Raw genomic sequence first — 13,046 nt, 5'->3', positions numbered from 1 at the left:
GGCTCCCCCACCAGGACGGGTCATCGAGGAATTCATCACGCGCACCGCAGTGACCGGAGTGACGCCGCGTCACCCGTACGCCGGCGGGCCGGGCACCGTCACCCCGGCGGCGGTACGACGGCGACCGGGCAGTCGGCGTGGTGGATCATTCCGTGGGCGACGGAGCCGAGGCAGGGGGCGTGGTCGCGTTCCGGTGAGCCGACCACGAGCAGGGCGGCGCGGGAGGAGCGGTCCGCGAGCTCGCCGACCGGGTGACCGCACGGCGTCTGCTCGACCACTCCCACGTCAGGGAACTCCGCCCGCCAGGGCGCGATCGCGTCGGTGAGGCGTTCCTGGCTCAGGGCGGCCGTCTCGCGTACGGCGAGCGGCGTCACGGGTAGCCGCCAGGCGTGCACCACCCGGACCCACGCACCGCGCAGCGCGGCCGCCTCGAAGGCGTACCTCAGCACATGGGTGCCGTCCTCGGACAGGTCGACACCGGCGAGGACCTCGCCCCGGCGTTCGCACACCTCGCCGCGTACGACGATCACGGGTACGGGGACGTGGCCCGCGACGCGAAGGCTCGTAGAACCGAGCAGCATCCCGGTGAAGCCGCCGAGCCCGCGGTGACCGACGATGATCTCGTCGGCCCTGCGGCCCTGCGACCGGAGCGCACGCGCCGGTGAGTCGAAGGCCAGTTCGGTGGTGACGGGCAGGCCGGGGCGGGCCTTGGCGGCGCGTTCGACGGCCTCGGCCAGGACGCGCTCCCCCGTTTCGGTGAGGGACTCACACATCCCGGGTGCCGCGTGAAAGGGCACGTCGTAGTCCCAGCGCTCCGCCGCGTACACGATGTGCAGCGGGCACCGCCTCAGCGTGGCCTCGTCGGCGGCCCACTCCACCGCGACGTCGGCTCGGGCCGAGCCATCGGTTCCGACGACGATCGGTTGGATCATGGTGCACTCCTCAGTGGTCTGCGCAGGTGGCGGTGACCCCCGACCGCCGCGAGCCTGCTCCCCCCAGCGTCGCGGCGACGGCAGGCCTCCAAGAAGGGGCCGAAGGTCCCCAGGTACGGGGCCGCTCGCCTCCCACGGCGTGCCGGGTCAGCCGGGCGGGGCCACCAGCGGGACGCGCCACTCCAGGACGCTCCCGCCACCCTCGCGGTCCCTGGTCTCGAAGGACCCCCCGAGGTTCCTGGCCCGGTCGGCGAGGTTGCGCAGGCCGCTTCGGCGCCCGCCCTGCGGTATCCCGGTGCCGTCATCCTCGACGATGAGCACCAGATCCTCCCCGGCGTGGACCGAGACGCTGACGCGGTGGGCGTGGGCGTGCCGTACGACGTTGGAGAGCGCCTCGTGCAGGACCGCGATCAGCTGCTCACCGATCTCGTCGTTCACCGTGGTGTCCACGAGTCCCTCCAGTCGTACGGCGGGCGCGAAGCCCAGGCTCTCGGAGATCCCTTCGGTCACCGCGAGGATCCGGTTGCGCAGGGCCGGGGTGTTTCCGGGCGTGGCCTGCAGGGCGAAGATCGTGGAGCGGATCTGCCGGATCGTCTCGTCCAGGTCGTCGACGGCGCGCTGGACACGTACGGCGACGTCGGGGCGCTGGGTGATCTTGATCGCGCTCATCAGCGTCATGGCGGTGGCGAACAGGCGCTGGATCACCGTGTCGTGCAGATCCTTGGCGATCCGGTCGCGGTCCTCCAGCAGGACGAGGCGCTCGGCGTCACGGCGCCGTTCGGCGAGCTCCAGCGCCACCGCGGCCTGGGCGGCGAACGCCTCCAGCAGTCGCTGCGACGACTCGGTGAAGGCCGGGCGGCCCGGGGCGTTGGCGACGGAGAGCACGCCGCGTACGACCGGTCCCGTACCGAGCGGAACGATCAGGGCGGGGCCCATCGCCACCGGTGGCGGGGACGCGACGTCGCGGGCGGCCCGCGAGGCGTCGGCGAGGATCAGCGAGTCACCCTCACGGATCACCGGGCCCGCCAGGACGTCGTCGATGCCGACACGGCGGCCGAGCAGGAGGCCTGCGTCCTCTCCGTCGGCCGCCTCGACGGTCAGCTCCTCCCCGTCGGCGAGCGCCACCGTGGCGAACGTGGCGTCGCAGATCTCCCTGGCCCTCCGTGCCACCAGCGCGAGCACCTCGGCGGGGGCGGTGCCGGACAGCAGGGAGGTGGACACCTCGGCGGACGCCTCCCGCCAGCGTTCCCGCTGCCGGGCGTCCTGGTAGAGGCGGGCGTTCTCGATCGCGACACCGGCGGCCGTGGCGAGCGCGGCGACCACGTTCTCGTCGTCCTCGTCGAACTCCCCGCCGTCGGCCTTCTCGGTCAGGTAGAGGTTGCCGAACACCTCCTCCCGCACGCGTACCGGCACTCCCAGGAACCTCCGCATCGGCGGATGGGCCCCGGGAAAGCCGAAGGAGGCCGGATGCGAGGACAGGTCGGCCAGGCGTATCGAGGAGGGTTCCTTGATCAGCAGGCCGAGGATGCCGTGGCCGGTGGGCCAGTGGCCGATCGCGGCGATCTCCTCCTCGGTCACGCCCACGGTGACGAACCGCGCCAGGCGGTCGCGCTCCCCGATCACCCCGAGCGCGCCGTACCGCGCGTCGACCAGGGTCGTGGCCGCCTCGACGATCCGCTGCAGAACGGTCTCGAGTTCGAGATCACTCTCGATCGAGACGACCGCCTCCAGCAGGGCGTGCACCCGATCACGGGTGACGAGCACCGCCGCGAGCCGCGACTGCAGCTCGGCGAGCAGATCATCCAGCCTCAACTGCGGCAGCACCATACGGGCGCGGTCCTCCCCGGGCTGCCTGTCAGGGGGCACGGCACCTGCCTCCGGTCCTGATGTGTCCACTTCCTGCTCAATTCAGTATGAAACAACAGGTCACAGGGCATCTCAGCCAGGACCTCGGAATCGCCCACTCACTCTCATGTCGTACCCGATCGCCCGTATCCCGCTCCGTCCGGCACCGCGGGTCTTCGGGTGGCGACGCCGGCCCGTGGGTCTTTGGCCGGGGCCCAACGCGGAGAAATGCCGTCCTGGCCGGGACTTTCGCCCCTGCCCGCCCGACCGGGGCGGAGACAGCATCGAGACATGAGACTCGACGCGAACGGGCTCGAGGTCCTCGATCGCGATGACTGTCTGGCGCTCATGCGGTCCGTGACGCTCGGAAGAGTGGTCTTCACCGATCGCGCGCTACCCGCGATCCAGCCGGTCCACTTCGTCTTCGACGGAGACGACGTGATCATCTCGATGCCTCTCGACTCGAAGCTCGCATCGGGTACACGAGGCGCGGTCGTCGCCTTCGAGGCCGACGCCTTCGAGCCGGGCAGCCGTACGGGCTGGTCGGTGACCGTGATCGGAGAGGCACGAGTCGTACGCGTCGCCACGGAGATCGAACGCCTTTCCCGGCTCCCGCTGCGGTCCTGGGCGCCGGGAGGGCTCAGCTACTTCATCCGAATCCGCGGTGAGTACGTCAGCGGCCGGCGGATCCACCCGACCTACCTGGAGGCAACACGATGACCTCGAGCTTTGAGGAGAGTCTCGTCGCCGACGTGATGTCCACCGAGGTACTCACGGTCTCGGCCGAGGAGACCACCCTCATGGCGTGGGAGCTGATGCGCCAGGGCGGCTACCACCACGTGCCGGTGGTCAGCGGCGACGGACACTGCATCGGTGTCCTCGACGCCGAGACGATGGCCGCGGTGTGGGACGGCGGAGGCCCCGACCGGATGCGCATGCCGGTGAGCACGGTCGTGGACTGCCGCCCGGTCCCGCACGTGACCGTCTCACACTCGGTCGCCGCCACCGCACGGGCGATGCTGGCCGCCGAGCAGGACTGCGTCGCGGTGATCGACGGCAAGCAGCGGCTGGTCGGCCTGGTCACCGCCCACGACCTGGTCGCCGCGGTGGCCGGACGAAGGCACCACGCGACGGCGACCCAGGTGAAGCACCCCGCCCTGTACCGGATCGAGCCGGTACTGCCGAACGGATAGCCGCCGGCCTGTCGAAATCCGATGCGCACACACGAGAGGAGGGGAGATGACACGGCAGATCGACATCGGGTTCCGCCCCCCGTCGGCCGCGCTTCTTGAGGAACGCATCCTGCAGCTCGAGACGAAAGTGGCCCTGCTCACCCACGCGGTGCAGGCGCTCACACAGGAACTCGACGAACGAACCAAGTCCTGACCGTACGAGCCGGGCGGTCCCCGCCGCCGATCGTCTGAGCCGGACCACCTTTGAGAATCAGGTGGCGCCGCCGGGGACGGCGAGCAGTGCCAGGTCGACGACGCGGGCCAGGTCTTCGCGGGTGGCGCCGGCGGCGGCGTGGACGGCCAGCCCTTCGGACACGGTCATGATGTAGCGGGCGAGGCCGTCCGGGTCGTTGCCGGAGTCCAGGTCGCCTTCTTCGATCGCGCGGCGGAACCGGTCGCGCATCGCGTCCTCTCCGCCTCTGCGGGCGCGGGCCAGTGTCGTGGACACGTCGGCGTTGGCCGGACCGCAGGACAGGCCGCTCTGGATGGAGAAGCAACCCGGCGGCCGGCCGGGCGTGGTCACGGCCTTGATGTTCTCCCGCAGGAAGGTCTCGGCGACCTGCCGTGCCGTCGGCGCGGCCAGCGCCTGACGCGCGTAGGCCATGTCGATCTCGGCGTACCGGGTCAGCGCCTTGTCGAACAGGTCCCGCTTGTTGCCGAAGGCCTTGTACATGCTGGTCTTGTTGATCCCCATGGCCTCGGTGAGGTCACTGAGCGACGCGCCCTCATAGCCCTGGCGCCAGAACACCTCGATCGCGCGGTCGAGCGCCTGGTCGGCGTCGAACGCGCGCGGCCGGCCGATCACGGACCGCTGAGTCGTGCTCATGCGTCTGATGATAGCCGCCCCGAAACCGATCGGTACACAAGTACGCCGACCTGTGCTAGCTTCCACTTTCGTACCGATCGGTACCTAAGTTGTGCCAGGTGAAGGTCCTGGCACAGAGGAGAGGAAGACCAATGGGTTCGCTTGAGGGCAAGACCGCGATCGTGACCGGCGGTACCACGGGCATCGGGCTGGCCGCCGCGGCGCGGCTGGCGGCGGAGGGTGCGCACGTGTTCGTCACCGGCCGGCGCAAGGCCGAGCTGGACGCGGCGGTGAAGAAGATCGGCGCCAACGCCACCGGCGTACAGGGCGACGTGTCGGACCTGGCGGACCTCGACCGCCTGTACGACGCGGTGAGGCAGCAGGGCCGCCGGGTGGACGTGCTGTTCGCCAACGCCGGCGGTGGTTCCTTCGCATCGCTGGAGCAGGTCACCGAGGAGCATTTCGACCAGACCTTCGGCATCAACGTCAGGGGCCTGGTGTTCACCGTCCAGAAGGTGCTGCCGCTGCTCAACGACGGCGCCTCGGTCATCCTGACCTCCTCGACCGCCGCCACCAGCGGCGCCGAGACGTTCGGCGTCTACGCCGCCTCGAAGGCCGCCGTCCGCTCCTTCGCGCGTACCTGGGCCAACGAGCTCAAGGGGCGCTCCATCCGCGTCAACGCGATCACCCCCGGTACGACCGACACACCCGGCATCACCGGCCTGGCCCCCGACGAGGCACAGGCCGAACAGCTGAAGGGCTTCCTCGCCGGCCAGATCCCCATGGGACGCATGGGCCGGCCCGAGGAGATCGCCGACGCCATCGCGTTCCTGGCCTCGAACCAGAGCACTTTCATCACCGGTGCCGAGCTGTACGTCGACGGCGGCCTCAACCAGATCTGAGCAGCCCTGGTTCGACGCGCCCGCGCCGGTTCTTCGAGGGCGGGCGCGCCGGGCCCCTGCCGACCCGCGCGATCAGGAGGAACAGATGGACCTGGGACGACTTGGAATCTGGAGCGTCGAGCTGCGCCTCGGCGACGCCGGCGAGATCCGCGACTCCGCGGCCGAGCTCGACGAACTCGGCTGGGGCACCCTGTGGATACCCGGCCTGGGCGGCGGGGACATCCTCGCCGACTCCGAGCGCCTGCTGAAGGCCACCCGTACGACCAAGGTCGCAACCGGGATCATCAGTATCTGGCGGCACGACGCGGAAAAGATGGCCGCCGGCCATGCCCGCCTCCAGCAGGCGTACGGCCGCCGCATGCTGCTCGGCCTGGGGGTGAGCGACCCCGCCGCCGCGCACGACGCCGGCCGCCCCTTCCGGCCACTCGCGGAGATGAACGACTACCTCGACCGCCTCGACCGCGCCGAGCCACCTCTGCCCAGGGACGAGCGGATACTGGCCGCGCTGAGCCCGAAACTGGTTCAGCTGTCCGGACGGCGCACCGCCGGCGTGCACCCGTTCATGGTCACCCCCGAGTCCACGGCCTCCAGCCGGGAACTGCTCGGCGCCGGCCCGAAGCTCGCCCCCCATCAGGCGGTCGTGCTGGAGAAGGACCCGGACAAGGCGCGCACCGCCGCCCGCGACTTCCTCGGCGTCTTCCTCACCATGGACCACTACGCCAAGAGCCTGCGGCGGCAGGGGTTCACCGACGCGGACCTCGCGGACGGCGGCAGTGACCGGCTCATCGACGGCGTCGTCGCCTGGGGCGAGGTCGAGACGATCGCCAAGCGCCTGCAGGCACAGCACGACGCCGGCGCCGACCACATCTGCCTCCACGTTCTGGCCACCGCAGGCGGCTTTCCGCGCCGCGAGTGGCGCGAACTGGCAGTGCTCATCCGATGAGCGCGCTCTGCCACATCTGACCTCCGTGGCTCCGAGGTCACATGACGATCTCCCGATCCGGGTTCCGGATCGGGAGATGGCCGTATTCGGCCCTGTACCTCGGCCGGGCAGGTCGTGACGTGCGAGGCCGGCGCCGATCTCGGCGCGCACACCACGGCGTTTCCCGTCAGCCTCGGCGTGGAGACGTTCACGGCACATCCGGGAACCACCGCGGATTTCAGCGCGAGCCCGGAGAGCCGCCGCTCAATGACATCACCAGCATCCAGGTGGTCAACCCTGAAGACGGGGGCGGCCAATACATCGCCAACATCTTCGACGGTTTCTATTCGTTCGAGGGCGTGCGCGCGCTACCCGACCTCATTCGTGTCACGGTCAATGGGCTCGGCCCGTGGACGTTCACATCGCCGAATGTCGGCGACGAGCGACGGACTCGGATGTCACCAAGGTCTCGGAGACCGCGTCCGAGTCTGCCCCGAGATGTCTCGGCCACGAGCGCTGCCGGTCTCCACGAAGGAGACCGGCAAGCGCCTGAATTCGCAGCGCCTTGGGGCCTGAGCGGACACCGGTGACGGCGAGGCCCGGCAGAAGTGCGGGATTCTCCATTGGCGCCCCGCACGCCGCGGCGCGATCGTCGTTTCGTCCAGGAGAGCCGTTCCTTCGGACATGTCGGCCCGGCGAAACGGTCCTTATGATCTGGATCACATCGATCTTGTCAACGCCATTGACGAGACGAGAGGAAAACGGTCCGGCCGTGCCTCCGCGGCGACCAACATTCTGGCAGCTCCGAGAGGAGCCAAGGTGATCCGCCCGACCCGCCTCACCTCTCTCATCGCCGTCGGCGCCGCGCTGGTGGCCACACTGGCGCTCGCGAGTCCCGCGCCCGCCCGCCCGCTCGGCCGGGCGCCCCAGGCCGGCCCCGTGGCCGCCACACCCCCGATGGGCTGGAACGACTGGTACACGTTCTCCTGCAATATCAACGAACAACTCGTCGAGCAGACCGCCGACGCGATGGCCGGCTCGGGGATGCGCGACGCCGGCTACGACTACGTCAACCTCGACGACTGCTGGGCGGCCTCCACGCGTGACGCGAACGGGCATCTGCAGGCCGACCCCACGAAGTTCCCGCACGGCATGAAGGCCGTGGCCGACTACGTCCACGCCCGTGGCCTGAAGCTCGGCATCTACGAGGACGTCGGCACGAAGACCTGCGCGGGCTACCCCGGGAGCTACGGCCACGTCCAGGACGACGCCGACACCTTCGCGTCGTGGGAGATCGACTTCGTCAAGGTCGACTGGTGCAACGTGCCGTTCGGTGACTTCCCCGGCCTGTCACAGCAGCAGGTCGCGGTACAGCTCTACACCGCCTACAGCGAGGCGCTGAAGGCGACCGGCCGGCCGATGTTCTTCAGCATCTGCGAGTGGGACCCCAAGCTGCAGCCGTGGACCTGGGCGCCGGCCATCAGCAACATGTGGCGTACGAACAACGACTACGGCTCCCAGTGGAGCCAGACCCTCGCCAACCTCGACCAGGAGGCGCCGCTGGCCCAGTACGCCGGGCCCGGCCACTGGAACGACCCGGACATCCTCATGGTCGGCAAGATGGCGAGTGACGCCGAGAGCCGGGCGCACTTCGGCGCCTGGGCGATGCTCGCCGCTCCGCTGCTCGCCGGCAACGACCTGCGGAACATGTCCGCCGCCACCAAGGCGATCCTCACCAACCGCGAGGTGATCGCCATCGACCAGGACCCGCTGGGTGCCCAGGCGACGCGCCTGTCGCACACCGGCGCCGCCGACGTCTGGACCCGCACTCTCGCGAACGGCGACCGCGCCGTCATGCTGCTCAACCGGGGCGACACCACGGCGAGGATCTCCACCACCGCCCATGATGCCGGCCTGCCCTCCGGCGGCGCCTACGCCGTACGCGACCTGTGGGCACACCGGACCGCCGAGTCGGCCGGGGTGATCGCCGCTTCCGTACCCGCCCACAGCGCCGCGCTCTACCGGGTCTCGCCGCTGAGGGGCGGGGCCGGCCGCTATCCGCCGGCCACCGAGGTCTCCGTCGACCCGCAGGTGCCGCCGGCCTACCCCGGCTCCGACCTGCACGCCGCCAAGGCCGGGGAGAAGATCACCACGGTGGCGGACTTCGGCGACGACGGGAGGACGCCGGTCACGAACGCGAAGCTGAACCTGACGGGTCCGTCCGGCTGGAAGATCGATGGCAGGCCCGTCCGTGCGCACGCCGTACCGCCGGGCGGGCGACTGTCCGGCACCTGGCAGGTGACGGTGCCCGCGGACGCGGACCCCGGCTCGTACACCCTGACGGGGACGGCGGCCTACCGTTGGGGTCATGGCGCGCACGCGGCGAAGGTGAGGAGCGAGACCACCGTACGGGTCCTCGTGGGGCCTGCCGGGTCGCCCTACCTGAGTGACCTCTCGTGGCTGTCGGCGACGAACGGCTACGGGCCCGTGATCGTCGACAAGACCTACTACGGCGGGCCGCTGACCATCCACGGGACCGCGTACCAGCACGGGCTCTGGACCAACGCGGTCGCCTCGGTCGACTACTACCTCGGCGGGCGGTGCTCGCGGCTCACGGCGGACCTCGGCCTGGACGACTCGGTCAAGGGACAGGGCTCCGTCACGTACCGCATCAGCGCCGACGGCCAGTCGATCTATGACAGCGGCGTCGTGACCAACAGCACGCCGACCGCGCACGTCGACGTGCCGCTGACCGGCGCGCAGGTGCTGCGGATCGACGTCGGCGACGCCGGCAACGGCATCAGCTACGACAACGCCGACATCGCCCAGCCCCAGCTCACCTGCGCGGATTCGTAGCGGCTCGGCCTTGCGGCCCTGGTGGGACACCGCCAGGGCCGCGTCGTGCCTTACGGGGCGAGCCCGATCGGCTCGGTCAGGCGATGGTCACGACGGCGTGCATGCCGCCGAAGGCGTGCGGCGTTCCCGACGTGGTGTCCGGGATGTAGTCGAGCACCGCGTACGTGCCGCTCGGCAGAGGGACGTCGACCACGGCCGCGCGGCCGGGCGTCTGGGTGCCGAAGTTCAGCACCGCGCCGCCGCTCACCGACGGGTTGGCGCCGCCGGCGAACCAGGCGGTGAGGTCGGCGTCCGTCGTGCCGGGCTGGACCTGTACGAACTGCGCGAAGTGCAGCTCACCCGAGTTATTGGAGATCCGCAGCGGACCGCGGTGCAGCTTTCCGCCGGGGCCGCTCACCACGAACCGGTCCGGCTCCGTCATCGAGACGGACTGGTTGGTCGCGGGCAGGGCGGCGTGCGTGCTGCCGGTCACCTGGAAGGTCTGAGCCGTCGCCGACGGGTTGTTGACCTGCGCCGCGTAGTAGGAGCCGCCCGGCAGGACCGTCTTGTACGACACCTGGCCGACGGCGCTGAGACCGCCGTAGAACGTCGTGTTGTCCACGAACCACTGCATCGCCTGGGCGGCCGTGGCCGCGTCGGCCTGCCAGTTGCCGGCCTGCGCGATCTTGACGTCCATCTGCGCGAGCGTCGCACCGTTCCGGAGCTGGAAGGTCTCCGGGTCGGCGGCCGTGTACGCGCTCGTGATGCCGACACTGGTGAGCCCCGCATGGAGCGTCGTGCCCTGCTGGACCGTCACCTGCCCCGCGGCGTCCTGACTGACGCGCAGCGTGCTGTCGGTCGACGCCGACGCGGGGGTCGCCGTGATGGCGAGCGCAGCGACGCCCGCGGCCACAGCGCTAACTATCGTGGATCTCACTAAGGCTCCTCTCGAGGCCTTTCCCAGCCTCGCCGAAGATGTCCAAGTGCCCGTTAAGGCACCATTTGTCGCCTGAATCATGGTGCACCTGGGGCGTTTCCCGTTGTTGATCACGAAAGTCGTCGGCAGTCAGCATTCCGTCAAACACCATTGGCTGGAACGTTCCGACGCCCGTACGCCGCCGCCTGCCGCGCTGCCGTCGCCCCGGAGCCCTTCTCGCGCTCGAAAGCTGCGAGCTTTGTGACTTCGGGCAGATTTTATCGAGCCTCGAAGTTCGCGAGTCGGCGCCCGTCTCTTGCGGGAGCTAACCAAGGGGATAAGCAGGGCGCCGGGGCGGTCCCGTGTGCCCCCGCCGGGGTCGACGTCCGCCGAGGCCCGTCAGGGCATCTGCTCGACCCATTGGGAGCGCCAGGCTGGCGCGTCGAACGGGTCCGCGAAGTACTGGGTCTCGTAGACGGCCTTACCGTCGCGGAATTCCATGATACTGACGGTGAAAGCCGGTGTCCCGTCGTAGTCGATCACGTATTCGGTGATCCACAGATCCCCGCCGCCCAGAATCCGGCGAATGGTGAATTCCAGTCTGGCCGGATGGTTCGAGCGGAGCGCCTGCAGATTACGGCGGCCACGGATGCGTTCGCCGGACTGCGGGTAGTCGACCACGACGTCGTCGTGGTAGATCTCGTGCTCGGCGTCCTGGTCTCCGGCGGCGGACGCCGCCCAGTGACGGTCCAGTGCGGCTCGGATCTCCTGATCCCCCATCGCGTGATCTCCGATCGTGCGGTTCGGGCGAGACCATTACCGGCGCGTTCACCCCTGCTGACCACCCTAACCTCAAGATCGCGTCAGCCCGGAAGCGCGACGATCTCCGGCACCTGCTGGAGATCTACGCCCCGGAGCTCGTGGACCTGTTCTCCGCGACGGTGAACCAGCGGCGGGACCACATTTCCGTTGTCCTGGACGACCTGCGTCGAGTGAGCCGCGAGTCCGCCAAAGACACGGCCGGGGACGGCTCGTCCCGCGAGGACCCTCGCGAAACTGGAGGCCTCGGCCTACTCGCTGGGCACCGCCTACGTGGAGTTGACCGGATACATTCGCCGAACCTTTCCGCCGGCGAAGTAGGCACCTTTAAGGCGGGCGGTCAGCGGCGTGCGGTGCTCCAGCCGCCGTCCAGGGTGAACGACGATCCGTGCACGTACGCGGCGTCGTCGCTCGCCAGGTAGACCGCGAGCGGGCCGATCTCCTCGGCCCGGCCGACGCGGCCGGCGGGTGAGCCGGCGGCCATCGCCTCGACGCGTTCGAGGCCGCCGACGGTGCCCTCGGTGACCACCAGGCCCGGGGAGATGGTGTTGACGCGGACTCCCCGCGGGCCGTACTCCGCCGCCCAGGACATGGTCAGTGACTCGATGGCGGCCTTCGTCGCGCTGTAGAGCGCCGAGCCGGCGAGGCCGTGCGACACGACGATCGAACCGGTGTTGATCACTACGCCGCCACCCCGTGCGCCCATCGCCGGGGCGAGCCTGGCGGTCAGGAAGAACGCGGACTTGACGTTGACCGTCCAGGCCCGGTCGTAGGTCTCCTCGTCGAACTCGTCGGTGGGGCCGACCGGGACGATGCCGGCGTTGTTCACCAGAATGTCGACCCGCCCGCCCAGCAGGCGCTCGGCCTCCTCGGCGACGTGCCGTGCGGCGGGTACGCCCTCGGCCAGGTCGGCCGGGACGAAGTCGGCCCGCCGGCCGGCGGCCCGGAGTGCGGCCACGGCGTCCTCACCGGCCGTCTTGTTGCGGCCGGTGAGGACGGTGTGCGCGCCCTCCGCGGCGAAGGCGTCCGCGATGGCCCGCCCGAGCCCGCTCGTGGATCCCGTCACCAGCGCGGTCCTGGCGTCCAGTCTTCCGCTCATCTCTACCATCCTTACTTGACTGTTCAGTCCAAAACGGGCCATGCGAAAACCCCCATGGCTTCCGCTTCGCGGTTATCGCGCCCTGAGCCCGTCGATCGCGACGGTGGCGATGTCGTGCAGCATCTCCGGAGCCGCGCCGGACCGCGCGCTCACGCGCAGTCCCACGAGCGTGGAGTGCAGGAAGCGCGCCGCGGCCCGTTCGTCCAGGTCCGGGCGCACCTCACCCTTGCGCTTGGCCTCGGCCAGCACCCGCTCGTACGCGACGTGGCAGAGGTTCACGCCGGCGTTCACGATCGCGCCGATCTCCTGGTCGGCCTGGCCGAACTCCGTCGCGGCGTTCACGGCCATGCAGCCGCGACGGCGCTCGTCGGCGCTCTGCCGGGCGATCGCCAGGAGAACGCCGGACAACGCCCCCAGCGGGGACGCGGCCGTGCGCAGGCGCTCGAACATCTCCGCACCCGTCTCCGCCTGGTAGTGCTGCAGGGCCTCGAGGTACAACCGGCGCTTGTCGCCGAAGGCGTTGTACATGCTCTGGCGGCCGATGCCCATCGCGGTCAGGAGCTCATCCGTCGAGGCGGCCTCGTACCCCCGGTCCCAGAACACCTCCGCCGCACGCCGCAGCGCCTGGTCGCGGTCGAACTCCTTCGTCCTGGGCATAGCCACAATCTAAGGATTACTGGACTGAGCTGTCAAGTAAGGGGCCCGCGAAGGCGTCGGCCGATCGTGGCGCCCAGGGCTG

At 70.0% G+C, this 13,046-nt stretch carries 13 protein-coding genes; 6 read left to right on the top strand and 7 right to left on the bottom strand.

Annotation, left to right across the window (positions count from 1 at the left end; translation table 11 throughout):
• Positions 1 to 98: 98 nt before the first annotated feature.
• A complete protein-coding gene (locus tag FB559_RS33825; RefSeq protein ID WP_141960998.1) occupies positions 99 to 932 on the bottom strand; it encodes a universal stress protein in 834 nt (277 codons plus the stop codon).
• A gap of 147 nt (positions 933 to 1,079) precedes the next feature.
• Complete coding sequence (locus FB559_RS33820; RefSeq protein ID WP_141962094.1) at positions 1,080 to 2,759, bottom strand: sensor histidine kinase; 1,680 nt, start codon at positions 2,757 to 2,759, stop codon at positions 1,080 to 1,082.
• 309 nt (positions 2,760 to 3,068) lie between these two features.
• Here FB559_RS33820 and FB559_RS33815 point away from each other — a divergent pair, with 309 nt between their 5' ends.
• The 3 genes from FB559_RS33815 to FB559_RS44240 are packed head-to-tail and all read left to right on the top strand — an operon-like array spanning position 3,069 to position 4,163.
• Entirely contained in the window at positions 3,069 to 3,497 is a 429-nt protein-coding gene (locus FB559_RS33815) for a pyridoxamine 5'-phosphate oxidase family protein (RefSeq protein ID WP_141960997.1), read from the top strand.
• Positions 3,494 to 3,970, top strand: a complete 477-nt coding sequence (locus FB559_RS33810; protein WP_141960996.1) for a CBS domain-containing protein — start codon at positions 3,494 to 3,496, stop codon at positions 3,968 to 3,970. Before FB559_RS33815 ends, FB559_RS33810 begins: the two co-directional genes overlap by 4 nt.
• Positions 3,971 to 4,016: 46 nt before the next feature.
• Positions 4,017 to 4,163 (top strand): hypothetical protein, encoded by a 147-nt coding sequence (locus tag FB559_RS44240; protein ID WP_185792529.1) that lies wholly within the window; start codon positions 4,017 to 4,019, stop codon positions 4,161 to 4,163.
• 57 nt (positions 4,164 to 4,220) lie between these two features.
• Here FB559_RS44240 and FB559_RS33805 read toward each other — a convergent pair whose 3' ends face one another.
• Entirely contained in the window at positions 4,221 to 4,835 is a 615-nt protein-coding gene (locus FB559_RS33805) for a TetR/AcrR family transcriptional regulator (protein ID WP_141960995.1), read from the bottom strand.
• 131 nt (positions 4,836 to 4,966) lie between these two features.
• Here FB559_RS33805 and FB559_RS33800 point away from each other — a divergent pair, with 131 nt between their 5' ends.
• The 3 genes from FB559_RS33800 (at position 4,967) to FB559_RS33790 (ending at position 9,494) form a co-directional block, all read left to right on the top strand.
• Positions 4,967 to 5,716: an SDR family NAD(P)-dependent oxidoreductase gene (locus tag FB559_RS33800; RefSeq protein ID WP_141960994.1), complete on the top strand. Its 750-nt coding sequence runs from the start codon at positions 4,967 to 4,969 to the stop codon at positions 5,714 to 5,716.
• 85 nt (positions 5,717 to 5,801) lie between these two features.
• Positions 5,802 to 6,659, top strand: coding sequence for a TIGR03620 family F420-dependent LLM class oxidoreductase (locus FB559_RS33795; protein ID WP_141960993.1), 858 nt, complete (start codon positions 5,802 to 5,804; stop codon positions 6,657 to 6,659).
• 798 nt (positions 6,660 to 7,457) lie between these two features.
• A complete protein-coding gene (locus FB559_RS33790; protein ID WP_185792528.1) occupies positions 7,458 to 9,494 on the top strand; it encodes an NPCBM/NEW2 domain-containing protein in 2,037 nt (678 codons plus the stop codon).
• A gap of 76 nt (positions 9,495 to 9,570) precedes the next feature.
• Here the strand turns inward: FB559_RS33790 and FB559_RS33785 are convergent, their stop codons facing one another.
• From FB559_RS33785 to FB559_RS33770, 4 genes are all read right to left on the bottom strand, one after another.
• Positions 9,571 to 10,386, bottom strand: a complete 816-nt coding sequence (locus tag FB559_RS33785; RefSeq protein WP_141960991.1) for a hypothetical protein — start codon at positions 10,384 to 10,386, stop codon at positions 9,571 to 9,573.
• Positions 10,387 to 10,788: 402 nt separating this feature from the next.
• Entirely contained in the window at positions 10,789 to 11,169 is a 381-nt protein-coding gene (locus FB559_RS33780; protein WP_141960990.1) for a nuclear transport factor 2 family protein, read from the bottom strand.
• A 379-nt stretch (positions 11,170 to 11,548) separates the two neighbouring features.
• Positions 11,549 to 12,307, bottom strand: coding sequence for an SDR family NAD(P)-dependent oxidoreductase (locus FB559_RS33775; RefSeq protein WP_141960989.1), 759 nt, complete (start codon positions 12,305 to 12,307; stop codon positions 11,549 to 11,551).
• A 72-nt stretch (positions 12,308 to 12,379) separates the two neighbouring features.
• Positions 12,380 to 12,964: a TetR/AcrR family transcriptional regulator gene (locus FB559_RS33770; RefSeq protein WP_141960988.1), complete on the bottom strand. Its 585-nt coding sequence runs from the start codon at positions 12,962 to 12,964 to the stop codon at positions 12,380 to 12,382.
• Positions 12,965 to 13,046: the final 82 nt, after the last annotated feature.

The sequence above is a fragment of the Actinoallomurus bryophytorum genome, assembly GCF_006716425.1.
Classification (GTDB): Bacteria; Actinomycetota; Actinomycetes; order Streptosporangiales; family Streptosporangiaceae; genus Actinoallomurus; species Actinoallomurus bryophytorum.
This window is presented reverse-complemented; position numbering and strand designations above follow the sequence as displayed.